The following is a 21,702-nucleotide window of genomic DNA, read 5'->3' as shown; positions in this document are numbered from 1 at the left end:
CGATGCCTAATGTCACTTTCTATATTGCTACGGGGCAAATGCCGTCTGATGAGACGCTTGCCGAGCTTTCCAGCGAATGCATCGAACTCTGTACGAGTGTCCTTGGAGCCGCACTCAAAAACGTTCATGTCATCTATGTCGACGTTCGGCATGGACACGGACATCCCGTCTTCGCGGAAATCCAATATCGCCTTGAGACATTTCGCACACCCCCGGTGATGAACCTGTTCATGGAAGCGCTGGACGACGCCATCGCGCGCCACACGGGTCTCACGGCACGCATCCGTTGTTTTGGGTATACCGCATCGACCATTCACGCCCGAAATTAGAAAGTCTTCCGGAGAAGAACCGTGTCCACCTTTAGCTTTCCAAGTCAACGAGTCGGGGATTTCACGATCACCGCAATCAGCGACGGCTACCTCACCGCCAGCCTCGACTTTCTCTCGAACATCGATCCGTCCGAGGCCTCCAGAATGCAAAGTGATGCAGGGCAGAAGGAGCCTTCCGCCGTCCATATCAACTGCTACGTAGTGCGCGGAGCGGGCCGCTCGATTCTCATCGACGGTGGGGCTGGAGGCATCAAACAATGGGGCGGTCGACTGAGAACCAATTTATCGCTTGCTGACGTCGAACCGTCCGAGATCGACACGATCCTGCTCACACATGCCCATCCCGATCATGTCGGCGGCCTAGTGGACACAGCCGGACACATTAGCTTTCCGAATGCGGAGCTTATTGCTCATCAGCAAGAGGTCAAGTTCTGGCAGGACGATGGAAATCTAAGTCGCGCCAGCGAGCGTGCCCGAGGTAACTTCCTGATAGCACGTCAAGTGTTCGACGGCTACCGCGACAGGCTTCGCACGTTCAATGAGGGAGAAGTACTTCCCGGTATCCGGGCGATGCCGCTACCGGGACACACAGATGGGCACTCCGGATATCTTCTCGAATCCCACGATCAAGGCCTGCTTGTTTGGGGCGATATTGTTCATTTTCCTCACATTCAGGTTAAACGGCCAGACGTATCGATTGCATTCGATCAAGACCCTTCGCTCGCCGCCGTCACACGATCACGGCTCCTGGACATGGCCAGTTCGGAGGGGCTGTTGATCGCCGGGATGCATTTGGGGGAACTCGGTTTCGCACGCATAAAACGAACGAGCGGGAGTTACGGTCTGCTTTACGAGGCCGAAGCATGACGAGTGCATCTCAATCCATAGGAGCACCCAATGCTGCGGACATATCGAGGAGGTTGCCATTGCCAATCCGTGAGGTTCGAAGCTCAGATCGATTTCAGCGAGGGCACAACGAAATGCAATTGCACCTTCTGCAGCAAAACGCGGCTCTGGCTCGTCAATGTTCGCCTAGAAGCGTTCCGCCTTCTTACCGATGAGAATGCACTGACGGTTTATCGGGGCAAAAATCCGTTTGCACATCATCCGTTCTGCAAGCGTTGCGGTGTCCACGTATTTAAATTGGAGCAACCCGCCATCGGAAACCCGGCATCTTTGATTCTGTCGATCCCCAATGATCTCGGTCGCAGTGTCGAACCACCGAAGCTGGCAGACCGCAGCCAGACGGCGACCGTCCCAGTTCGGCCCGTTTTAGGGAGAAATAAAAAAACCGCTATCCGTGAGGACAGCGGCTTTTCTTGTGACGACTGGCGAATGAGAGGCGCTTGTTTGCTGTGCGCTTACGCCGGGTGATCGTCATTAAGTGCCGTTATTTGGGAGCAGGCGACATCGTGGTCGGGGTTGCCAGCGTGTTATTGGTCCCATAAGCCGGCGTGTCGGATGTCGAGCCATTGTTCGTGCTCTTCTGCGGGCGCGAGTTCAGCGACCCGGTGCCCACGCCGCTGTCCGAGTTGGTGGCGCCGGGCGTGCCGTAGCCGCTCGTTGCATTGGCGGCCGGTGACACCGTGGTCGGAGTCGCCAGCGTGTTGTTCTGCGCATAAACACCGCCCGACAGCGCGAGCGCGGCAACGGCCGCGATTGATGTGCTAATTACCTTGCTCATGATCCGTCTCTCCTTGATTGGACTGGAATATCGACGCAGACGATCGCCCCTGCCTAACCACGAATTGCGTAATCATCGAATTTCACGAGATCGTGATAATTGGCGGCTACAACTACATGTCCGCTTCGATATCGAGAACAGTGTAAAACATCTGATCAAATGATGTTTTGAAGCTGCCCAGTCGGTCGTCGAAGCACTCGGGCCATGGCGAACAGGTGTCGCGGATTCATTCAGAACGACATACTGGACGCCGCAGGTAGAGGGGCGGTTCGACAATGATTAAGGAACCAGGCGGCGGTCATTCGGGAAGCTGGCGAGAAAGCCGATAGGGACGCAAATCTTACAAATATCTGAGATCATTCCGGATCGTCAGACGTGAAATACAAGTAAAAAGCGGACAGATGGACAATCTACACAAGGAAGTACAGCAGGAAGCGCTTGAGGATCAGGGGATTCGCACGTTCAGCAGGAACCGTAATGCCCCTAAACGCAAAAAGCGCAGGGCGACGCTCACCGAGCGTATCTGCTATTTCCTGACTTTCCTGTGCGCGCTGGGACTAATCGGAATAGTGGTAGTCCATTTCATGCCGGATCCTCCAGCCGATATCCAGTAGGTCGCGTCAAGGGGAAGTCGTGGCCAATCACATCACGAACAACGATCCCGACCATACCGGGCACGCGGCCGGGATCAAACGAATATCTCCCGCGTCGTGACGGAACGGGAGACGGTTAGCGCGAGCACGAATCCACATTTCGCTCCACACCAAAACGTTCGCCTGCGGGGCACTTGCCTGGTAGTCGGCATAAGCGCCTTCGAAGGACCTGGGCGGCAGCCTGTTCCTCAACTCGCAATTGTCGCGACGGTTTGCTACGCCGCGGCGGCTATACGTCCGCATGGCTGGGAATGGGTCAGGCAAGAGTCCTTGCCGGCGTTGTCTCTCTCAGCGCCTGGGTCGAGAAAATACGTTGATGAGATTCCCGTCCGGGTCGCGCAGCAACAGCGAGCGATTGCCCCACGGCATCAACGTCGCCGGCATAACGATGTCGGTCCCCAACGCATTCATCCGTTCGAACACTGCATCAACGTCCTCCACCTCAAACTCGAGGATCGCCGACCGATTCGCGGCCGCAGTGGCGGCGCCGGCATTGAAAAGCTTGATCAGGTGCTCAGACGAAATCGCCAGCACCGCCCCTTCGAATTGTATTTCCGCGAACCCATCAGCCGGCCGTGCAGCTTCGAGACCGGAAAGCTTCTGGTAAAACTCGACCAGACCTTCGATATGCCGAGTAACAACACGAACAGACGCAAACTTCATTTTGAGCTCCTGGCCAAGAAAGGAAGCTCAGTCTACGAGAGCATACTGTCAGATTCTGGCAGTATCGTGCGGCTAGCCAGATGATTGACTTTGCGCCATTCACGAAGCAGCGTTGAGCGTCTCCTGGGATAGCGCTCCATTTCCTCGATGTTCAGGATGCGGTCCGAACGGAAATTCCGGAAATCTGCGCGAAACTCACACCAACACATCAGCACGCGGGCCTGGTCGAAATACACCAACGCAAATGGCCAAACGATGCGCTGCGATTCAGCACCACTGGCGTCCACATAAGTAATATTGAGCTTTCGCTCTGCCCGGACTGCCGCACGCAGAAGATCCGACGAGACTTTGTAGGCGTGCCTCTTCAACGGCGCACCGACTAGCAGCGACGATTCCTCCAGTTCGCGGCGCAGTTCCGCCGGCAATACGGCCGCCATCTTCGCAAGCGCGCTCAGCGCACCGTCCGATAGCGTCCTGTCGCAGCGATCAGCCACCCAGCGCATGCCAAGAACCAAAGCGTCGAGTTCTTCGGAGCGAAACATCATGGGCGGCAGCATGAAACCCGGTTTCATCAGGTAACCAACGCCCGGCTCCCCCTCGATCATTGCTCCTTGCGCCTGCAAACTGGCGATGTCGCGGTATAGCGTGCGGATGCTCACACCGAGCTCCTCGGCCAAGGCTTGACCACGCACGGGACGTCGATAGCGCCGTAACACTTGCAGGAGACTAAGAAGACGTTCAGAGCGAGCCATACGTTGATCCTGATATCGGCACTCAAGTAAATCGACGACGCTGTCGGTTACTTCGAGCTGAATGCAACAGGTTGCTTCCAGCTAGATATCGCATTGTTGACGATCTGTGTGGCTCTGTCGAACGTATCAACCTGCGCGAACCCGCACGCTCGTTGGCGGTCGACGGTCGACCTTGCAGACGCAACCGCGAGCTTTCCGTCTTTACGCTGATGCACGCCTGCGATCCCCGCGCTTCCTTCGTCAGAAATTGTGCTGCATTCGAGTCTCTCGGATACGAAGTCGCGCGAGGCCTTACGTACGGTTGCGGCCGCATTTCGGGAACATCGTCAAATCGCGTAGCTCGCTCTGGCCTCTTGCAGATAATCCGCAAGCCGCTTTGGCGTGCGGCCGATCAGCGATTCGAGATGGTCCGTGACAATGGAAAGATGGCCAGCCCGAACCTCCGCCTCAATCGACATCAATAGCGAAACAAAACCATCAGCAACACCGGCCGCCTTCAGCCCCGTCGCGAATTGCTCGTCAGTCACATGGACGACGGCAAGAGGCTTGCCAGTAGCACGGCGCACGAGGTCGGCGATTTCTTCGCTGGACAGCGCCTCAGTACCTGTGAGCGTGTAGGTCCGGCTCCCGGAGGTCGACGTGGCCAGCGCGGCGGCAATCGCTTCAGCCATCTCCTCTCGTCCGGCGCTCGACGTTCTCCCATCTGCAGTTGCCGAATACCATTGGCCGCTTTTCAGCGCATCAGGGAGCGACCTGAGCAAATTTTCGTGATACCAGCCGTTTCGAAAAATCACGTGCGGCAAACCTGTGGCCTGGATGGTTCGCTCAGTTTCCAGATGGTCCCGTGCGAAGGTCAGAAACGAGCTGGCCGGATTGGGCATCGACGTATAGGCGAGTCGCTTGACCCCAGCCTCAGCGGCCGACAGTACCGCATTGCGATGCTGCTTCAATCGTCTGTCGGCTCCATCCACGGCATCGGTTGAAACGATGAGGGCAGTACCGACGCCTTTGAACGCTTCGGCCAGACCTTGCGGGTCTTCGAAGTCCGCCTGGCGAACCTCGATGCCCGCTGCCGCAAGGTCAGCCAGCTTTTCGGGGCTACGGGTGCCGGCGATGATACGGTTCGGCGTCACGCCTCGTGCAAGCAGATGCTTGATAACCAGTTGACCGAGTTGACCGGATGCACCGGTGACGAAAATGGTGTCGCTCATGGACCAGCCTCATTCTGAGTGTTACTCTCATTTTGAGAGCACCTCGATATTCAGGTGTCCGCGCTCTTCCGTAAAGAAGGCAGTTTTTCAGGAGATAGTTACCAGATGGGAACCACCAAGGCGGTGCCCGGCGCGCTCAAAACGAGGCTTGACGAGGCCCGGGCAAAATACGGTGCGTTTACGAATTGCCCGGTACGCGACGTCATGGATGTCATCGGCGGGCGGTGGAGTTCGTTGCTGATGATGGCGCTGGCCGAGCGCCCACATCGATTCGGTGAGCTTCGCCGGTTGGTATCGGACATTTCGCAGCGCATGCTCACGCAGACACTTCATGAGTTACAACGCGACGGCTACGTACATCGTGAAGTCTTTCCTACGAAGCCACCGGGTGTTGAATACAGCCTGACCGACCTCGGTCGTTCGATGTTCGACGCGTTGAACGTCCTGATTCAGTGGGCCGACGAAAATCATGCCGCGGTCACTGCGGCTCGCCTGAACTTTGATGGCGGGAGGGAATCTGCGTAAGCGGCATCGCGGCATCGGCGCTAACCCGCGTATAGATCGCGAGTTTTAGCGCGGGGTCATCGTTCGACTGAAACGTCGCGTACTCGTAGCGCTGCGTTGCGTGCTGCGCATGCACGAATACTTTCTGCCCCGACACGCCGCTGCGCACGTCGTGTGTGCTCCACCACTGCGCGAACTCGCCGCTGTTCGCGCGCAGACGCTCCACTAGTGCGACGAACGCTGGGTCGCCCGCATACAGATCGTGGCTCACGCGAAACAGGGCGATCATGCGGCGCGCCTCGTCGGACCAGCTTGCGGCAAAGAGCCGACGCGCTTCGGGCTCGACGAACATGTAGATCAGGATGTTACGGTCCGCTTCGGCGAGGCAATCGAAGCCGAACAGGTCCGCCGCGGCAGCATTCCACGCAAGGAGATCCCAGCGCCGGCCTGTCACATAAGCCGGGTGGTCGAGACTTGCAATGAGTCGTTCGACGGTGGGCGGCACGCTCTCCCGCACGAACTCGCGTGGTTCGTCGCGCCGCGCGAGTGCGCGCAGGTGGGCCGCTTCGGCCTTGTCGAGCCGCAACGCCTGCGCAAGCGCATCGAGCGTCGACTCCGAAGGGCTGACGACGCGCCCCTGCTCCATCCGCACATACCAATCGACACCGATGCCGGCCAGTTCCGCGACCTCTTCGCGCCGCAGCCCGGGCGTGCGGCGGCGCCGCCCGTTGTTCAGGCCTGCCGCATCCGGTGTCAGCTTCTTGCGCCGGGAGCGTAGAAAATCGCCGAACTGAGTTCGAGTCGTGGCGGTCATCGCTTGTGTTTCGTGCAGGGTGGTATCGGGCAATCCTGGGAGTGGAGCGGGCCTTGTTGCCAATTTTACGCCTGCCAGAATCGTCCTGTTCCCCACCCATCGGACGGAAAACACTATGAAAGCCGCAATTTTGAAAACGCTCGGTAGGCCGCTCGAGATCGAGGCAATCGCGGATCCTTCGGTCGGCACTGGAGAGGTCATCGTGGACGTCGTCGCGACGCCGGTTTTGTCCTATGCGCAGGAAGTGTTCAGCGGCGAGCGCCGCTACCCGATCGAGCTGCCGATCGTGCCCGGCTGCGGCGCGATTGGCCGCGTCAGGACGACCGGTCCGGACGCGACGCGCCTACAACCGGGCGACTGGGTATTCTGCGATCCGACCGTGCGCTCGCGCGACGATGCACTGATGCCCGACATCGTGCTGCAAGGCTGGAGTTCGCGCGGCGAAGGTGGCAAGCAATTGCAGCGCTACTTTCACGATGGCCCGTTCGCCGAGCGCTTGCGTGTGCCGACCGAGAACGCGGTGCGCATCGGCGACCTTGAGCCGGCCGACGCAGCCCGCTGGTGTGCGCTCAACACGCTCCTCGTGCCGTATGGCGGGCTGCTCGCGTCCGATCTGCGCGCGGGCGAGATCCTGCTCGTGAGCGGCGCGACCGGCAACTTCGGCAGCGCATGCATCGCGGTGGCGCTGGCGATGGGCGCGCGATGCGTGGTCGCGCCAGGCCGCAACGCAAAGGCGCTCGCCGATCTCAAGCGCCGCTTCGGCGACCGCGTACGCACCGTGGCACTAACCGGCGACGAAGCCACGGATCGCGAACACATGCAGCAGGCGGCACCAGGACCGATCGACTGCGTGATGGATCTGATGCCGCCGTCGGTGTCCGCGACAGCGGTGCGCGCCGCGGTGATGGCCGTTCGTCCATATGGGCGCGTGGTGCTGATGGGCGGAGTCGGCATGTTGGGCGGTCCGGGGCTCGAACTGCCCTATCCGTGGATCATGCGCAACGACATCACGCTACGCGGCAAGTGGATGTATCCGAAGGAAGCGGTGACGTTGATGACGGGTCTGATCCGCGGAGGGCTGCTGGACCTGGGACATTTCGATGTGACGACTTTTGCACTCGATGATGCGAACGAGGCCGTCGCGCATGCTGCAAAAAACGGCGGACCGTTCAGGATGACCGTGATCGCGCCATAGCCTGGTTGCAGCATTTCAGGAGGCGATTCCGGAGATTTTCCACAAGCGAACTCCCCGCACGGCTCAGCGGCTGACGCTCAAGGAGAGCCTGCGCGTTGGCGCAGTGAACGGGTTCCAGATAGAGGTCGAAGTCCTGACTTCAGTTATCAAGAAGCGCTGCAACCTGGCTTGCCGTCGCCTTGGCCGATTGCGGATTCTGACCGGTCACGAGGCGACCGTCGGTGACCACTTTCGAGACGAACGGCAGCAACGCCTTCTCGTACAACGCGCCGCGGCGGACCATTTCCTGCTCAGCGTTGTAGGGCACCTTGCTGGCAACTCCCGCGAGTACTTCTTCGACCCAGGAATAGCCGGTAAGCCTGCGTCCGGCGACCAGCAGCGCGCCGTTTGAAAGCCTGGTGTTCAGCAGACCGCAATAGCCATGACAGACGGACGAGACGATTCCGCCACGCTCGTAGATGTCGCGCGTGATTCGCTGCAGAGGCTCGTTGTCCGGAAAGTCCCACATGACGGCGTGGCCGCCTGTGAAATAGATCGCGTCGAAGTCCGCCGGATCGATCTGGTCGGGACGGCTGGTTGCCGAAAGCAGCGCCTGCCGGCTTCCGTCGTTGAGCCATTCCTTCACCGAAGCATCGGCGAGGGGCCACTTAAGCGAGCGCGGCTCGAGCGGCGAAACTCCGCCTTTCGGACTGACTATCTGCTGATCGTAGCCCTTCTCGCCGAAGACGTGCCACGCATGCGTCAACTCCGACAGCCACAAGCCAGTAGGCTCGGCCTGGTCGGCATAATTGGCGACGTTGCTGACGACGTGCAGTATGCGTTTTGTCATGTTCAAACATCCTTTTATTGTTCCCGTGCGGACATCGCAGACACTTACCTGGCGGGACCTTACCAGTCACCGGCGATTCGCCTTCCCGAGCGCCTTCACATCGCCGGATGCGAGGATGGGGCTTGCCATTTCGCCCCGGCGCATTCGCGACAGCACTCTCTTCGCGTTAGTCGTGCAATCGATCTCGACCGGCTTGGCTTCAATCTCCGCGATCAGCGAGACGAGATGCGTTTTGCTCTGCGCCAGTCGCGCTTCCAACGCTTCGATGTCCTGCACCTTGAGGCGGAGCGTTTCGAGCAACTTGCCGTGTTGCCACTGCGTCGGATCGGGCGGCAGCAGCATGCCAATTTCATCGAGGCTGAAGCCGGCCTTCTGCGCGGTCGCAACCAGATCGAGCACCAGCACGGCCTCGGTGGGGTAGGTCCGATACCCATTGGGCTGGCGTTGGACGGCCTTCAGCAACCCAATGCGCTCGTAGAAGCGGATACGTGACGGGGTCAGTCCGGTGCGCTCCGAAAGTTCTCCGATCTTCATAGACTCGATACTCCACCGTTATTCCAGAATCCGCGCCCGCGTGACGCTCGTGGCGGATCCGCAGACCTGCCTATTGCTTCAAGCTTAATCAAAGGCCGTCAGACGTGTGGGCAGGTTCAGAACTACTTGCGCATCCTTGACTACGTCGAAGCGAACAATTGTCGAGACACCCAGTCCATCGAGAAGCTGGCTCAACGGGCCGCCGCTACGCACCAGTTTTACGTTCCGGGGAAGAATGCGTTGAGCGAACGACAACGTGTTGGTCTGAACCGAAGTCTGATGCCATTGACCGTCGACCACGTGCACCATTGTCGACGTCCCCATCTGAGATTGCGGCGCAGCGCTGTGTAGCACGGGCAGCGGCGCGTTCAGCGCCAGGTCCGGCCTTCCGTCGAGGGACGATATACCGGCTTTGACGCCCGCACCGAGATCGACGGTGATTGCCGCGAGCCATTTGGGTAACTGGTAGCCATACACCCCACGCACTCTCGCTATTTCGGTGGAAACCGGGAGCGCAAGGACGTGCGCGAAAAAGCTTCGACGCCGCATTGAATCGAGCAGTTCGAGCAGATGCGACCCGCGCGCGCCAGGTCGGCGGATAACGACGGCAACCGAGACCTCGTCGTACGGATCGTTATCGCAAACGGCGTACGAAAAGAATGTCAGCGCCACCAAGCCGTAGCCGGGCAATGCGTGCAACGGCTCAAGAGGCGTCGGCAGCGCGGCGCGCAATCGCGCCAACGGGGCTAGCATCAGGACCTGGACACTGCTGGTGCGGTAGTAGAAATTCGGCGCCCAGATCGGGCCGACCCGTGACTCGACCTGATGCTTCGGTATTCTGCGGAAAAAGTCGATGTTCCCGACAGCGGGGTCCCGCGCCACCTCGTCGAGGTTCGGATTCATGCGGAAACGGTCGTAGTATCCGCCCTCGATAACTTCAACCTTGTGTGATCCAAACTCGACCTGTGTGAACCGCCTGTCCATATCCGTTGACCTTCCTAGATGGTTGCCTGCAGGCCGTCGTAGCAAACAGATCGCTTCCTGCAGGACATACTCTAAGATTCAACTCAACTTTAAGGTCAAGCATTTCGGCACGGCTAATTCATCACGACCTCAGGAAAGCCGACAATTGTCAGGTGGTGAAACTTCGCGCCCGGGGATCAGCGCGAGCCCTTCTTCCGTTCCGACACAACCCCGTTTTCGCGGAGACGTCCCAACACCCACTCTTTTCTGTCTGAACAATCCAGATTTGCCGGTCTGTTTTCGATGCTCTCAATGGCTATGAGTAGTTGCGCCCGATTCTGATTCAGGCGCTCCTGCATCGCTTCGATTTCGGTCACTTTCTGCTTCAGCGCTTCGACTAACGATTCATGTTGCCACGAGCCCTGATCCGTTGGCAGCAGATGCCGGATCTGTTCAAGAGAGAAACCTGCGCGCTGGGCAATGGCAATAATCTCGAGTATCGTCAACGCCTCCGAAGGGTAGTCGCGATAGCCGTTCGCCGTCCGCTCGACCGCCTTGATCACGCCGCTTGCTTCGTAGAAGCGGATACGAGACGCGCTCAGGCCGCTGAGTTCCGCCAGTTTTCCGATCTTCATATGGCACTTTTAAAAAGTATTGACCCTAAAGTTCACTTTAATCCTACAGTTAAAAGACGGTCAAGCAAGGCGTCCACAGGCTCCATCCGACAGACGGAGCAGTACGTCAGCCTGACCGGCCGCGATCAGACGCATCGCACCGATTGACTGCTAACTCATCACCGGAGAAGCAAAAATGGGATTTGTCACAACGAAGGATGGCGTCGATATTTTCTATAAGGACTGGGGCCCGCGTGACGCGCAGGTCATTTTCTTTCATCACGGATGGCCGCTCAGTGCAGATGATTGGGATGCCCAGATGCTCTTCTTTCTGGCCAAGGGTTTCCGGGTCGTCGCGCATGACCGGCGCGGACATGGAAGGTCGAGTCAGGTGTGGGACGGCCATGATATGGATCATTACGCCGACGACGTTGCGGCGGTCGTGAACCATCTCGGCGTGCAGAAGGCGGTACACGTGGGCCATTCCACGGGCGGCGGCGAGGTGATCCACTATGTCGCTCGCCATGGCGAAGACCGCGTTGCCAAGGCGGTCCTGATCAGCGCTGTGCCGCCGATCATGGTCAAGACGGAGAGCAACCCGGGCGGCCTGCCCAAGCAGGTGTTCGACGATCTTCAGGCACAGCTCGCGGCCAACCGCGCGCAGTTTTACCGCGACATTCCTGCCGGCCCGTTCTACGGTTACAACCGGCCCAATGCAAAGCCGTCCGAGGGCATCATCCAGAACTGGTGGCGGCAGGGCATGATGGGTAGCGCGAAGGCCCACTATGACGGCATCGTCGCCTTCTCGCAGACGGATTTCACCGAAGACCTGAAAAGCACCACCATTCCCGTTCTGGTCATGCATGGCGACGACGACCAGATTGTTCCCTATGCGGATTCGGGACCGCTCTCGGCGAAGCTGGCGAGGAACAGTACGCTGAAAACCTACGCTGGTTTTCCTCACGGCATGCCGACGACCAACGCCGACACGATCAATGCTGATCTGCTCGCGTTCATCAAAGAGTCATAAAGCCGTCAACGGCGCGCGATCGCGCCGCTGCTGACGTATGCAGGCAAGTCAACGAGCTACCCACGGGTGGCTCGTTCCGTTTTGAGCCCATCGTCAAAAAAATGCTTGACCTTAAACTTGACTTCAAACTTAGAGTTGCAACACGATCAATCGAGGTGTTCCTATGAACGTGTTCGACAAACTGACTCTCCCTAACGGTTCGGTCATCCCCAACCGTATCGCCAAAGCCGCCATGGAAGAAAACATGGCGGATGCCAGCCAGGGTCCATCAGAGAAACTGATGCGACTCTACGAGGCGTGGGCCAACGGCGGCGCCGGCCTGCTGATAACGGGCAATGTAATGGTCGACAGCCGCGCCATGACGGGCCCCGGCGGCGTGGTCCTGGAGGACGATACGCAACTGGCGAAGTTCGCGCGCTGGGCGCAGATCGGCCGATCCAAAGGCGCACAGTTCTGGCTGCAGATCAATCATCCGGGTCGTCAGATGCAAGCCAATCTTGGCCAGCCGACATGGGCGCCTTCTGCGGTACCGCTCGACTTGGGCAAGTTGTCCAAACGTTTCAATACGCCCCTCGCCATGACGCAGGAAATCATCGACGACGTGATCGCGCGATTTGCCCGTACCGCGCAACTCGCGGAGCGGGCGGGATTCACGGGCGTGGAAATTCACGCGGCCCATGGCTATCTGTTGAGCCAGTTTCTTTCGCCGCTCGCGAACCGGAGAACGGATGAATGGGGAGGATCGCTCGCGAACCGCGCGCGTCTGCTGCTGGAGGTTGTCAAAGCGGTTCGTGCCGTGGTTTCTCCGCAGTTCTCCGTTGCCGTCAAGCTGAACTCAGCCGACTTCCAGCGCGGCGGCTTCACTGCCGACGACGCCCGGCAAGTCGTCAAACTGCTCAACGGTTTGAAAGTGGATCTGGTCGAACTGTCCGGCGGCAGCTACGAAGCACCTGCCATGCAGGGCGAAGCTCGTGACGGTCGCACGTTGGCGCGCGAAGCCTATTTCGTGGAGTTCGCACGCGACATCCGGAAGGTGGCGGAGATGCCGGTCATGGTCACCGGAGGGATCCGCCGTCGGCAAATCGCCGAACAGGTGGTCAAGAGCGGCGTGGACATGGTCGGCGTGGGCACCGCTCTCGCGATCGAACCCAGTTTGCCCCGAGCGTGGCAAGGCGGAAAAGACACTGCGCCCCAACTTTCGCCGATCACCTGGAAGAACAAGACGCTGGCTTCGCTTGCGAACATGGCGACCGTCAAGTTCCAGTTGCGCAAGCTGAGCCTGGGCATGAAAACCGATCCTAAGGTGTCACCGCTGCGCGCGTTGATTCTGCAGCAAACAACTGACGCATGCCGAACTCGCAAGTACAAACGCCTGATGGCGCAGCGGGCAACGTGATTGGGGGTGGCCGGACCTATTGATACCCGTTGTACTGCACGGCGGCTCGGCTCACACGCTACCAGATGGCAACGGGTCTTCCGGGCTTCGCGTGGGTCCAGCCCGCTGCCGTAGGGCTAAGTGGGCGTGTCGATCGGCCTAGGCAGCCTGTTAGTGATCTTAATATGATGATCTCACTACTTTAAAGGCATGGGAAATGGCCGGATAGTTAGCCTCTGACCACCAGGGAGGCTTCAGCATGCGTATTTTTCTTACGGGCGCGACAGGATTCATCGGTTCGGCTCTCGTTCCCGAGCTCATCCAGGCAGGCCATCATGTAATCGGCATGACCCGCTCGGACGACGGAGCCCGAGCACTGGATGCCGCCGGGGTCGAGGTGCATCGCGGAACCCTTGAATATCCCGAAAGCTTGCGCAGCGGCGCCGCGAAGGCAGACGGGGTCATCCACACCGCCTTTGACCACGATTTCTCGAGATTCGTCGAGAATTGCGAAAAGGACAAGCGCGCCATCGCCGCACTCGGTGCCGCACTCGCAGGCTCCGACCGGCCCTTGATCATTACCTCGGGGACGGGAATGGGCAGCGGCCAACATGGCGAGCCGGCCACCGAAGACGTCTTCGATACCAGCCATCCGAATCCGCGCATCGCATCCGAACTGGCTGGGAATGCGCTACTGGAGGCGGGTATCAACGTGTCCGTGGTCCGACTGCCGCAGGTTCACAACCCGTTCAAGCAAGGTCTGATTTCACCGCTCATCGGGTTCGCTCGCGAAAAAGGCGCCGTGGCCTATGTGGGAGAGGGCCGCAACCGCTGGCCGGCGGGTCACCTTTCCGATGTCGTGCGCCTCTACAGGCTCGCCGTGGAAGCGCGTGAACGAGGCGCACGTTATCACGCGGTTGGCGAAGAAGGCGTCAGCAGTCGGGACATCGCTGAGGCGCTTGGTCGAGGCCTGAACTTGCCCGTCGTTTCGATCGCCCCAGAGGACGCAGCGGCACATTACGGATGGATGGCGATGTTCGTCGGTCTCGATATGCCGGCTTCCAGCGCCCGCACACAGGCGCGATTGAACTGGCATCCCACGGGTCCGACGCTTATCGCCGACCTCAACGAAGCGCGTTACGCTTGATCATCTTCGCTGGCGCGGCGGCCGGCTGGTTTGCGAAATGCGCATGGTTCAACCGCAACGTCCTGGTCGTCGCCCATCCCATGATAGCCACCCTGAAATATGACGGTCGCGTGATGAGGGTTATCTGCACGATAGACGTTGCATAGATTGAGGTGGCCACGATGCCCGCGCCGAAGTTGAATTTCATGTCCCTATCGATTTTCCCGTTTTTGATGTCGATGAGACGCAAACGAACCATCGACAAGGAACAATCGTCCGAAGACTGATACACACCTGGCAGCAAGTGGTTCTTCGTGTGATACCACGTGGGTATTTCAACAGTGCCGGCCCAGAAGAGTCCTTAACAACAAAACGAAAGCGGTCATTCCACGCGACAACCAGCCCGCCGAACGTCTCTCACCGGCTTTGCGCCGACGCGACGGCGAATGCGCCCTGGGGATAAGATTCCAACGGTGTCTCGTCGGCGCAGTATGGAAAATGGCTCTTAACACGCTGATCGTCGCCATATATCCTGGACAGTACTTCACACATCCTCTTCGGATGAAGGCTAACCACGCCGAACGGTGGCGCGCCACTCTGTACGTACTTCCCCATAAGTTTAACGATCGGCGCTACATGGTCCTTTGCCGTTTCGCCTGAAAAGTAGATTCCCCACGCTAGCTCATAGAGTCGATCGCGGGTCGCCAATGGAATGGGCTTGTCGTCAGGGACCGTGGCGAGAAGTTGATTCATGAGAGACTCTATCCGTGATAGCGCCTCCGGATGTCCTCCGGCGGCTGCAACTTGGGCTGCGCCAGTGCCAATAGAGCTTTCGCTGGAAATTTGTACAAAAGCGGTACTCGCGTAACGCGCAGAATCGTGCCCAAACCCTGCCAATACAGTCCTCGCAATCGGCCGAATATCGCCCTTGACCTGCCCATCAATACCGTCGTCGATGACCGGCCGCTGATCGAACGCCACTTGCGCCACCGCATCTACGACTTCGTCGGGTGGAGATTGCATACGCGAGGCCAATTCCACTTCATAGAGGTCAAACCTGCCTTTGATAGGCTTTCCTGCGAACGCCGCAGCAACACGGGCATATATCGCTGGCGGACTACACACCCTCGGGCCGAGACGACCTGGGCTGCTGCGATATAGGTCTTGGCTGAGAGCGCGCTTGGCACCGATGGCGAGCCAGTCAGAGGAATGCGGTGCGACATGTTCGAGAGTCGAAGCGGCGATTTCGAAGTACTCGTTTTCTTTGATATCTGCTGAAACGCATTGGGGATTCTTCCAGATGGGGATGGCAGGCATCGCCCTTAGCGTGCGGGGAGCCGTACTCTGGGCTGCCCCATGATGTCCCATCCAGAAGCCTGCAAGGAACGTCAGTACGAATCCAACCAGCATATTTCTGCGGTTCATTTCCCCGTTGCTCCGACAATTGTTAGCTTTCGTATTTGGAGTTCGGTCCAGCGCAATTGACGTCCGTGACAGACCGTGCAACTTTTTTCTGCTCGTGTGACCGGGCGTAGCTGCACGCGGCCTGCGAGTCGCATTGTCAATGATTCGAGTGTTGAAGTCGACTGGCCGTCCCTAGCCGGGCACCGCCAGATACCGAACGGCTCAGTTCGCTCGCGGCAGTCACGCGCACCTCTTCAAAGCAGTCGTCCGATGCGCGGCCCACATTTATTCGTCTCACGGTCCGAACCAGGTGTTCATCGCCTCGTGCAGGCCATCCTGCATTCTGTCGCCCACCCACGCCACATATCCATCAGGCCGGATTAATACTGTGGTGGGAGCGGAGACCGAGCCTAGCGCAGGCAGTTGCCATGGCCCGTCGTATTTTGCATGAACCAACTTAATGCGGTCTGACCACGGTGTGATGTCGAAGCTGCCAGGCGCGCCGAGATTCAAGAGCACGGGCCGCGCATTGTGAAGGAGCGTAAAGATACGCATAGGACCATCAGACGTGACCAGATCGAGGTCGGGCATGCGGCGGCCGAGCAATGGATGCCCCTCGCCGAGGTCGTAATGGATCCCCAGGCCAGACATCTCGGCGGCGATCCGTTTGCGAGCTTCCTCGATGCCGAGCAACTCCAATACAACTTCACGCAAGGCTTCAGTGCGCTCATCAGTACGCTGCAATGCAACCTGTGCCATTGTCGTGCGCAACACGCGGGCCGCAACCGGATGCCGCTCAGCGTGATAGGTGTCGAGCAAACTTTCCGGCGATGTTTCTTTCACCACCTGGGCCAACTTCCAACCCAGATTAACCGCGTCCTGCACACCAATATTGAGGCCTTTTCCACCCACCGGAGAATGCACATGTGCGGCATCGCCAGCCAGCAGAACCCGGCCCTTTCGGTAAGCCGCCGCCTGCCGCGACATATCGGTGAACCTGGAAATCCAGGTTGGGCTATGGATGCCGTAATCTGTTCCACATTGGGCAATGAGCGCTTCGCGGAGATCGTCCAGCGTCGGCTCGGCCTTCGCGCCGACACTCTTTTCAGTCACCATGACGCCTATGGGACCTTCCGTGGCAAAGACTACTTTGCCGTCGCGAATTTCGTACTCTTCCCTGCCGAAGGCATGCATACCAAGTGCCGTACGATGGACGCCCAATGGCGGCTCCTGCGTCATCTCGGCCTCGGCCAGAATGCTGCTGGTCGTCGCATCCCAACCTGGAAACTCAATACCGGCAGTCTTGCGGACCAGACTTCGCCCTCCGTCGCACCCGACAAGATAGCGTGCCCGCAGCGATGCGCCATCGGACAGTTCGATGGTGACGCCGGTGGCGTCCTGCGTGAAACCCATTAATTCGCGGCCGCGATAGATCGGCACCGCCAACTCGCTGACCCAACCAGCGAGAATGCGCTCGATATGCTTTTGCCTTAGCGCCAGCCCATAATTGTGCCGCGTCGGAAAATCGCTGATGTCCAAACGCGTGACCGCGAATCCCGTGACCTGGGCTATTTGTCCTTCAGCGAGGAACCGGTCGACAATGCCGCGCTGATCGAAAATCTCGAGCGTGCGTGAAAGCAGACCACCGGCACACGAACCGGCAAGTTCCTGGTTCGGACGACGTTCGACAATGGCTACGTCGACGCCCGCCAACGCCAACTCGCCGGCTAGCATCAGGCCCGTTGGGCCTCCTCCGGCAATCACGACTGCATGTTCTGTCATCCGCAAACTCCTCCTGGAAGTTCCGACCGTTCCGACGCTACATCTCAGCGTTCTGAACCGAGCATCCGCACCCTGTCTCGGTGCGCAGCTTTTTCTCTGTGCTCGAACGCTCGGTCGATTGGCCGTAGTTTTCCGAGTCACCATGCGCGTCTCTCGGGCAGAGAAGCCTCACCTCAAAACCGCCGTCCTTGCCTCACACGCGGAGCGCCACAGTAGCCACAACGAGAGCCGAGAAGACCAGCGCCGGGGCGAGATGCCCAAACGGCTCCCGGTTGCGCAGCAACGTGAAGAGCGCGCCGACCATGATCGCGCCGGCCAGTATCAGACCAAAAACTCTGGTTTGCTGTCCAAAAAGAAGTGCCGCGGACAACAGTTCAAGCGCGCCGCAGAGCAAACGAAACCATGCCGGATAACCCCAGCGTGCGAAGTCGCGCTTCGCCGCGCCAAGTCCTGCGAGATTGACCACGCCGGCAATCGTGAACAGAACCGCTACGATCATCGCGAGAATCGACTCGAAAGATGCACTATTCCAGGCCATGGTCATGCTCCGTCGATTGGCTGAAAGTGCTCTTTTGCAGACAAATCTGCAATCAGGCCGGGGCCATGGGGCTGCCACGCAAGAACTCGCCGGGCATGCTGCCCGCTTATTGTCTGATCGAGCGCCAATGCATCAGCGAACGGTCCAAGCAATTTGCGAGCATCGTCGAGCGGCCAGACTTCGACGCGATCAGCGCCGACCGAGGCCCGAATCGCTTCACCCATTTCGGCGACGGCAACAGCATCTTCCGCGACCACGTTGAAGATCTGTCCCACGACCCGATCGTCCCCGCTTGCTGCCCGCTCCACCGCGCTCAGGTAGGCCGTAGCGAGATCGTCGACGTGAACGGCAGGCCAGTGGTTACGACCATCGCCGACGATCCTCACACTGCCCGTCTGGCGGGCCATGCCGGCAAGCATGCCGAACACGCCACCGCCGTAGCCGTGCACCATTGCCGGCCTGAGGATCACTGCCCCAATCGAGCGGCGCGCTGCTAGCGCCAGTACCTGTTGCTCCACTGCGGGCCGCCACGCGATGAGTGGTGTCGGGTTCAGCGCCGATGCTTCAGTCGCGGGCTCCCCCTCCGTGTTGCCGTAGACCCAGGTGCCCGACGTATAGACAAACGCCGCGCCCGGACGCAACTGCGAAAGCATCGCTACCGCCGCGGCCTCATCCGCGGCACCGGCGGAAGCATCGTTGGTCGACGCGGTGTGCACCACGCCATCAGCGGCACCGGCAGCCGCATCGAAAGACTGTGGCTCGCGCAGATCGCCGCAATGCAGTGTCGCACCGAGACGCGCTAACGCGCTGGCGGCCGCCGAACTGTCGTCGCGCACTAGCGCCGTCACCTGATGACCGAGGCTGCTTGCCTTACGCGCGACGGCGTGCCCGATGAAGCCAGTCCCACCTGTAATGAACAGTTTCAAAGCGTTCTCCAAGAGATTGGATGTGAAATTGAATCGTCGCACAAACGAGACCCATCAGTCTCGTTTTGGCAAATCTAAACGAGACTGCTCAGTCTTGTCAACTACTCGACGATCTGTTATTTATTTCGTATGGACACTTTTTCTCTTGCGGGCCTGAGCCCGCTGCAATGCCGCAAGCGGTCAGCCATCCTCGATGGCGCCAGAACCGTTTTTTTACGCGACGGCTTCGGTCTGGCAACGATGGACGATGTCGCCGCAGCCGCCGGCGTCGGCAAACAGACGGTCTACCGCCACTTCAAGTCAAAGGAGGCGCTGTTTGTCGGTCTGGTGAGCGTGATGTGCGCTCAGGTGGGCGCGCTGCTTGCAAGCGCTCAGAGCGAGCAATCCGATGGCGCACCCGAAGTCGAGTTGCGCGAGTTGGGATGGGTGCTGGCACGAAGCCTCATCACGCCGGATAGTCTGGGGCTTTACCGTGCCATCGTTGCTGAGGCCGCGCGTTTTCCGGAACTCGGCGAGGTGTTTTACGAAAATGGTGCAAAGGTCGTGCGCGCGTTCGCCGCAAAAATTCTGCGAAGGCGATTTGACGAATCGACCGCGGCATTGCGCTCAGCGACATTCGTTCAGTTGGTGCTAGGCGACGCGCATCTGGAACTGACACTTGGCTACACGGTGCCCGATGTTGACTCACGCTTTGCGATGCAGATTGACGAGGCGGTAGGCGCGGCGCTTCGCTAGCGCACCCCGATTCTCAATCGCGCAAAGATGCTATCTTTGAACCGTCTACCCAATATCAGCCGGGAGCGCGCTATGGCGGAGGACAAAGGTGACGTCGACGATCGTTGGCATGTGAGCGCAGCCTGCTTCAACTGCGGCGCGGTTCGAACGGCCGCTCCCAATCTGTTCATCGAACGAAACGGCGCTTCGGCGTTTGCGCACCAGCCTGCCAGTGAACAGGAAACGGAAGATGCGTGGCGCGGCGTCCTCATCTGTCCAGCGGCTGCTGTTCGGCCGCCGAAAGGATTGAAGATGCCGGCAGGCCTCTTCCCGCAAGCCCTAGCTCCCGGCGTTTGGAGGCTCGGCTATAACGCCCGCTCTTCGTACGGCGCTCACAGCTACATCACGCTTGCAGGCGGCCTGCGTCTGATGATCGACGGGCCGCGCTGGGCCAGCCACATCGAGCGCTGGATCGCGGAAGCCGGAGGATTGGATCATATCTTGCTGACCCACCGCGACGATGTCGCGGACGCGGGCATCTATGCGAAGCGCTTTGGCGCCCGCGTCTGGATACATGAAAACGACGCCGATGGCGCACCGTTCGTCACCGACGTAATCACAGGTACTCTCGCGCATGAGCTGTTGCCGGGCGTTCGGGTCATTCCGATGGAGGGACATACACGGGGAAGCGTCATGTTCCTCATCGGCCACGCCCTTTTCTCTGGAGACTCACTGTGCTGGGATTTCCGCAAGCGTGCTCTGCATGCCTTTCGAGACGCCTGCTGGTACGACTGGCCCACCCAGCTTCGCTCCCTCGAACGGCTCGTTGACGAAAACTTCAGTAGCGTGTTCGCCGGACATGGCGGGAGCATCGCTCTGGATGCAACCACCATGCAGCGCGAACTACGAGCGTTTCTCGATACGGTAAAAACGGACTGAGTCGGTCGTCGTCGGACGAGGTCTGGCCACTTTTTGCCTTACCTCGTGTAACCCGGGAGCGTTAAGTCGCATCCCAGTATGGTGGGCTTCCGAACGCTTCGCGCAGCCAGTCCGCCAGCGCACGAAGCTTCATCGAAGGATGCTGGCCATCTGGGTGCGCGATGTAGATGAACTCCGTTTCCGCCTCGATGCCAATATCGACGGGTATAAGGACACCGGACTTGAGCGCATCGCCCACGATGAACGTCGGCAGCAACGCGATACCCAGGCCGGCGATGGCGGCATCGCGCATCATGTCGCCGTTGTTCAGCACCAGGCCGAATCGACCGTGTACCACGGTAATCCGTCCTTGTTGGACGAAGCGCCAATCCGCCCCTCCCCGGTTCATGTAAAAAATGCCACGGTGTCCTTCCAGTTCGGCAGGAGAAGTCGGCAGTCCAAATTGGGCAACGTAGGAGGGAGCAGCCACCAGCACACGCCTGCTAGTCGCAAGTCGCCAGGCCACCAGGTAGGAATCGGGTATTGGTCCGTGCCGGATTACTGCGTCGAAACCATCCGCGCTCGCGTCCACCCGCCGGTCGTCAAGGTCCAGGGTGAGCCGTATCTCAGGATGGCGATTCAGGAAAGGGTAAAGCGCCGGCCCCAGATGCATACGACCAAAGGTCACGGGCGCAGAAATACGCAGCGGGCCGCTCAGAGACGCTCTGCGTTCGGCCAGATCGGCAGTTGCCTCCTCTACCTCCCGCATGATGCGGATCGCTCTTGCGAGGAAAGCCTTACCGTCTTCGGTCACCGTCAGCTTGCGAGTCGTCCGCTGCAACAGGCTGGCACCCAGCGTCCTCTCCAGCTCCATCAACCGTTCGCTGACCACGGACCGCGATACGCGCAGCCGACGTGCCGCCTCACTGAGTGAGCCGCCCTCCACCACCGACACAAAAGTCGCAATACCCTCGAGCTTCATGATTGTCCGGATTTTCCGAAATGCTGATGCGGGAATTGAAGGGTACTCCGGAAAATTGCGCAAGCCCATACTTCTGGCATTCCCACGGGTAGCCAGCGATGATCAGGTGATCATCCCCCGCCGGGTCGTGCGCTCATCATGTTCAGGCAGCGCGCAGTCTTC

The 21,702-nt window shown here is 59.4% G+C and carries 26 protein-coding genes; 11 read left to right on the top strand and 15 right to left on the bottom strand.

Annotated elements, in window-relative coordinates:
• The first annotated feature begins 2 nt into the window (after positions 1-2).
• From AC57B6_RS11900 to AC57B6_RS11890, 3 genes are read left to right on the top strand one after another with little or no spacing between them, the layout of a single operon-like run.
• On the top strand, positions 3-329 hold the full coding sequence (locus tag AC57B6_RS11900) for a hypothetical protein (protein ID WP_106355780.1): 327 nt from the start codon (positions 3-5) through the stop codon (positions 327-329).
• A gap of 21 nt (positions 330-350) precedes the next feature.
• Complete coding sequence (locus AC57B6_RS11895) at positions 351-1,196, top strand: MBL fold metallo-hydrolase (RefSeq protein ID WP_496421394.1); 846 nt, start codon at positions 351-353, stop codon at positions 1,194-1,196.
• Between the two features lie 30 nt (positions 1,197-1,226).
• Entirely contained in the window at positions 1,227-1,703 is a 477-nt protein-coding gene (locus AC57B6_RS11890) for a GFA family protein (protein ID WP_278497950.1), read from the top strand.
• A 16-nt stretch (positions 1,704-1,719) separates the two neighbouring features.
• On the opposite strand, the gene AC57B6_RS11885 is transcribed toward AC57B6_RS11890, so the two are convergent.
• A complete protein-coding gene (locus AC57B6_RS11885; RefSeq protein WP_178370658.1) occupies positions 1,720-2,013 on the bottom strand; it encodes a hypothetical protein in 294 nt (97 codons plus the stop codon).
• Positions 2,014-2,414: 401 nt separating this feature from the next.
• Here AC57B6_RS11885 and AC57B6_RS11880 point away from each other — a divergent pair, with 401 nt between their 5' ends.
• Positions 2,415-2,627: a hypothetical protein gene (locus AC57B6_RS11880; RefSeq protein WP_496421393.1), complete on the top strand. Its 213-nt coding sequence runs from the start codon at positions 2,415-2,417 to the stop codon at positions 2,625-2,627.
• Between the two features lie 327 nt (positions 2,628-2,954).
• Here the strand turns inward: AC57B6_RS11880 and AC57B6_RS11875 are convergent, their stop codons facing one another.
• The 3 genes from AC57B6_RS11875 to AC57B6_RS11865 form a co-directional block, all read right to left on the bottom strand.
• A complete protein-coding gene (locus AC57B6_RS11875) occupies positions 2,955-3,329 on the bottom strand; it encodes a VOC family protein (RefSeq protein WP_106355771.1) in 375 nt (124 codons plus the stop codon).
• A 32-nt stretch (positions 3,330-3,361) separates the two neighbouring features.
• Positions 3,362-4,081, bottom strand: coding sequence for a helix-turn-helix transcriptional regulator (locus AC57B6_RS11870; RefSeq protein WP_496421392.1), 720 nt, complete (start codon positions 4,079-4,081; stop codon positions 3,362-3,364).
• Between the two features lie 326 nt (positions 4,082-4,407).
• Positions 4,408-5,292, bottom strand: a complete 885-nt coding sequence (locus AC57B6_RS11865; protein WP_496421391.1) for an SDR family oxidoreductase — start codon at positions 5,290-5,292, stop codon at positions 4,408-4,410.
• Positions 5,293-5,346: 54 nt separating this feature from the next.
• Here AC57B6_RS11865 and AC57B6_RS11860 point away from each other — a divergent pair, with 54 nt between their 5' ends.
• Positions 5,347-5,817, top strand: coding sequence for a winged helix-turn-helix transcriptional regulator (locus AC57B6_RS11860; protein ID WP_496421390.1), 471 nt, complete (start codon positions 5,347-5,349; stop codon positions 5,815-5,817).
• Here AC57B6_RS11860 and AC57B6_RS11855 read toward each other — a convergent pair.
• The gene (locus AC57B6_RS11855; RefSeq protein ID WP_444514147.1) at positions 5,771-6,610 is read right to left on the bottom strand and encodes a helix-turn-helix transcriptional regulator; all 840 of its coding nucleotides are present in this window, start codon (positions 6,608-6,610) and stop codon (positions 5,771-5,773) included. The genes AC57B6_RS11860 and AC57B6_RS11855 overlap by 47 nt on opposite strands.
• A 115-nt stretch (positions 6,611-6,725) precedes the next feature.
• Between AC57B6_RS11855 and AC57B6_RS11850 the strand changes: the two genes are divergently transcribed.
• Complete coding sequence (locus tag AC57B6_RS11850; RefSeq protein ID WP_030099437.1) at positions 6,726-7,805, top strand: zinc-binding dehydrogenase; 1,080 nt, start codon at positions 6,726-6,728, stop codon at positions 7,803-7,805.
• A 139-nt stretch (positions 7,806-7,944) separates the two neighbouring features.
• Here AC57B6_RS11850 and AC57B6_RS11845 read toward each other — a convergent pair whose 3' ends face one another.
• The 4 genes from AC57B6_RS11845 to AC57B6_RS11830 all read right to left on the bottom strand — a co-directional run bounded on the left by AC57B6_RS11845 (position 7,945) and on the right by AC57B6_RS11830 (position 10,766).
• Positions 7,945-8,634: a type 1 glutamine amidotransferase domain-containing protein gene (locus AC57B6_RS11845; RefSeq protein WP_046572204.1), complete on the bottom strand. Its 690-nt coding sequence runs from the start codon at positions 8,632-8,634 to the stop codon at positions 7,945-7,947.
• Positions 8,635-8,700: 66 nt separating this feature from the next.
• Positions 8,701-9,168, bottom strand: a complete 468-nt coding sequence (locus AC57B6_RS11840) for a MerR family transcriptional regulator (RefSeq protein ID WP_281662910.1) — start codon at positions 9,166-9,168, stop codon at positions 8,701-8,703.
• A gap of 84 nt (positions 9,169-9,252) precedes the next feature.
• Positions 9,253-10,152, bottom strand: coding sequence for an acetoacetate decarboxylase (locus AC57B6_RS11835; RefSeq protein WP_406869171.1), 900 nt, complete (start codon positions 10,150-10,152; stop codon positions 9,253-9,255).
• Positions 10,153-10,328: 176 nt separating this feature from the next.
• Complete coding sequence (locus AC57B6_RS11830) at positions 10,329-10,766, bottom strand: MerR family transcriptional regulator (protein WP_030099433.1); 438 nt, start codon at positions 10,764-10,766, stop codon at positions 10,329-10,331.
• Between the two features lie 175 nt (positions 10,767-10,941).
• Here AC57B6_RS11830 and AC57B6_RS11825 point away from each other — a divergent pair, with 175 nt between their 5' ends.
• The 3 genes from AC57B6_RS11825 to AC57B6_RS11815 all read left to right on the top strand — a co-directional run bounded on the left by AC57B6_RS11825 (position 10,942) and on the right by AC57B6_RS11815 (position 14,297).
• On the top strand, positions 10,942-11,775 hold the full coding sequence (locus AC57B6_RS11825; RefSeq protein WP_028195806.1) for an alpha/beta fold hydrolase: 834 nt from the start codon (positions 10,942-10,944) through the stop codon (positions 11,773-11,775).
• A gap of 163 nt (positions 11,776-11,938) precedes the next feature.
• On the top strand, positions 11,939-13,171 hold the full coding sequence (locus tag AC57B6_RS11820; protein WP_183797198.1) for an NADH:flavin oxidoreductase/NADH oxidase family protein: 1,233 nt from the start codon (positions 11,939-11,941) through the stop codon (positions 13,169-13,171).
• A gap of 238 nt (positions 13,172-13,409) precedes the next feature.
• Positions 13,410-14,297 (top strand): SDR family oxidoreductase, encoded by an 888-nt coding sequence (locus tag AC57B6_RS11815; protein WP_496421389.1) that lies wholly within the window; start codon positions 13,410-13,412, stop codon positions 14,295-14,297.
• Here AC57B6_RS11815 and AC57B6_RS11810 read toward each other — a convergent pair.
• The 5 genes from AC57B6_RS11810 to AC57B6_RS11790 all read right to left on the bottom strand — a co-directional run bounded on the left by AC57B6_RS11810 (position 14,275) and on the right by AC57B6_RS11790 (position 18,926).
• Entirely contained in the window at positions 14,275-14,484 is a 210-nt protein-coding gene (locus tag AC57B6_RS11810) for a hypothetical protein (RefSeq protein ID WP_496421388.1), read from the bottom strand. The genes AC57B6_RS11815 and AC57B6_RS11810 overlap by 23 nt on opposite strands.
• Before the next feature lie 209 nt (positions 14,485-14,693).
• The gene (locus AC57B6_RS11805; protein ID WP_496421387.1) at positions 14,694-15,701 is read right to left on the bottom strand and encodes a hypothetical protein; all 1,008 of its coding nucleotides are present in this window, start codon (positions 15,699-15,701) and stop codon (positions 14,694-14,696) included.
• Between the two features lie 273 nt (positions 15,702-15,974).
• Positions 15,975-17,462 (bottom strand): FAD-dependent monooxygenase, encoded by a 1,488-nt coding sequence (locus AC57B6_RS11800; protein ID WP_496421386.1) that lies wholly within the window; start codon positions 17,460-17,462, stop codon positions 15,975-15,977.
• Positions 17,463-17,655: 193 nt separating this feature from the next.
• Complete coding sequence (locus tag AC57B6_RS11795; RefSeq protein WP_106355754.1) at positions 17,656-18,000, bottom strand: DoxX family protein; 345 nt, start codon at positions 17,998-18,000, stop codon at positions 17,656-17,658.
• Between the two features lie 2 nt (positions 18,001-18,002).
• A complete protein-coding gene (locus tag AC57B6_RS11790; RefSeq protein ID WP_496421385.1) occupies positions 18,003-18,926 on the bottom strand; it encodes an NAD-dependent epimerase/dehydratase family protein in 924 nt (307 codons plus the stop codon).
• Positions 18,927-19,055: 129 nt separating this feature from the next.
• Between AC57B6_RS11790 and AC57B6_RS11785 the strand changes: the two genes are divergently transcribed.
• Together AC57B6_RS11785 and AC57B6_RS11780 are read left to right on the top strand one after the other, a co-directional pair.
• The gene (locus AC57B6_RS11785; RefSeq protein ID WP_028195812.1) at positions 19,056-19,661 is read left to right on the top strand and encodes a TetR/AcrR family transcriptional regulator; all 606 of its coding nucleotides are present in this window, start codon (positions 19,056-19,058) and stop codon (positions 19,659-19,661) included.
• 72 nt (positions 19,662-19,733) lie between these two features.
• A complete protein-coding gene (locus AC57B6_RS11780) occupies positions 19,734-20,579 on the top strand; it encodes an MBL fold metallo-hydrolase (RefSeq protein WP_028195813.1) in 846 nt (281 codons plus the stop codon).
• A 61-nt stretch (positions 20,580-20,640) separates the two neighbouring features.
• On the opposite strand, the gene AC57B6_RS11775 is transcribed toward AC57B6_RS11780, so the two are convergent.
• Positions 20,641-21,540, bottom strand: a complete 900-nt coding sequence (locus AC57B6_RS11775; protein ID WP_406869157.1) for a LysR family transcriptional regulator — start codon at positions 21,538-21,540, stop codon at positions 20,641-20,643.
• Between the last annotated feature and the right edge of the window lie 162 nt (positions 21,541-21,702).

Source organism: Paraburkholderia sp. BGA-UO-ETr-F12, assembly GCF_059567945.1.
The sequence above is the reverse complement of the archived record's forward strand: the minus strand, read 5'-3'. Positions and strand labels throughout refer to the sequence as shown.

Bases quoted from the DNA above. Each gene is read 5' to 3' on its own strand.
- AC57B6_RS11800 (WP_496421386.1), bottom strand. From the start codon at position 17,462: ATGACAGAACATGCAGTCGTGATTGCCGGAGGAGGCCCAACGGGCCTG.
- AC57B6_RS11775 (WP_406869157.1), bottom strand. From the start codon at position 21,540: ATGAAGCTCGAGGGTATTGCGACTTTTGTGTCGGTGGTGGAGGGCGGC.
- AC57B6_RS11810 (WP_496421388.1), bottom strand. From the start codon at position 14,484: ATGAAATTCAACTTCGGCGCGGGCATCGTGGCCACCTCAATCTATGCA.
- AC57B6_RS11865 (WP_496421391.1), bottom strand. From the start codon at position 5,292: ATGAGCGACACCATTTTCGTCACCGGTGCATCCGGTCAACTCGGTCAA.
- AC57B6_RS11805 (WP_496421387.1), bottom strand. From the start codon at position 15,701: ATGAACCGCAGAAATATGCTGGTTGGATTCGTACTGACGTTCCTTGCA.
- AC57B6_RS11875 (WP_106355771.1), bottom strand. From the start codon at position 3,329: ATGAAGTTTGCGTCTGTTCGTGTTGTTACTCGGCATATCGAAGGTCTG.
- AC57B6_RS11845 (WP_046572204.1), bottom strand. From the start codon at position 8,634: ATGACAAAACGCATACTGCACGTCGTCAGCAACGTCGCCAATTATGCC.
- AC57B6_RS11870 (WP_496421392.1), bottom strand. From the start codon at position 4,081: ATGGCTCGCTCTGAACGTCTTCTTAGTCTCCTGCAAGTGTTACGGCGC.
- AC57B6_RS11880 (WP_496421393.1), top strand. From the start codon at position 2,415: ATGGACAATCTACACAAGGAAGTACAGCAGGAAGCGCTTGAGGATCAG.
- AC57B6_RS11780 (WP_028195813.1), top strand. From the start codon at position 19,734: ATGGCGGAGGACAAAGGTGACGTCGACGATCGTTGGCATGTGAGCGCA.
- AC57B6_RS11830 (WP_030099433.1), bottom strand. From the start codon at position 10,766: ATGAAGATCGGAAAACTGGCGGAACTCAGCGGCCTGAGCGCGTCTCGT.
- AC57B6_RS11900 (WP_106355780.1), top strand. From the start codon at position 3: ATGCCTAATGTCACTTTCTATATTGCTACGGGGCAAATGCCGTCTGAT.
- AC57B6_RS11855 (WP_444514147.1), bottom strand. From the start codon at position 6,610: ATGACCGCCACGACTCGAACTCAGTTCGGCGATTTTCTACGCTCCCGG.
- AC57B6_RS11815 (WP_496421389.1), top strand. From the start codon at position 13,410: ATGCGTATTTTTCTTACGGGCGCGACAGGATTCATCGGTTCGGCTCTC.
- AC57B6_RS11885 (WP_178370658.1), bottom strand. From the start codon at position 2,013: ATGAGCAAGGTAATTAGCACATCAATCGCGGCCGTTGCCGCGCTCGCG.
- AC57B6_RS11820 (WP_183797198.1), top strand. From the start codon at position 11,939: ATGAACGTGTTCGACAAACTGACTCTCCCTAACGGTTCGGTCATCCCC.
- AC57B6_RS11825 (WP_028195806.1), top strand. From the start codon at position 10,942: ATGGGATTTGTCACAACGAAGGATGGCGTCGATATTTTCTATAAGGAC.
- AC57B6_RS11795 (WP_106355754.1), bottom strand. From the start codon at position 18,000: ATGGCCTGGAATAGTGCATCTTTCGAGTCGATTCTCGCGATGATCGTA.
- AC57B6_RS11890 (WP_278497950.1), top strand. From the start codon at position 1,227: ATGCTGCGGACATATCGAGGAGGTTGCCATTGCCAATCCGTGAGGTTC.
- AC57B6_RS11835 (WP_406869171.1), bottom strand. From the start codon at position 10,152: ATGGACAGGCGGTTCACACAGGTCGAGTTTGGATCACACAAGGTTGAA.
- AC57B6_RS11850 (WP_030099437.1), top strand. From the start codon at position 6,726: ATGAAAGCCGCAATTTTGAAAACGCTCGGTAGGCCGCTCGAGATCGAG.
- AC57B6_RS11840 (WP_281662910.1), bottom strand. From the start codon at position 9,168: ATGAAGATCGGAGAACTTTCGGAGCGCACCGGACTGACCCCGTCACGT.
- AC57B6_RS11785 (WP_028195812.1), top strand. From the start codon at position 19,056: ATGGACACTTTTTCTCTTGCGGGCCTGAGCCCGCTGCAATGCCGCAAG.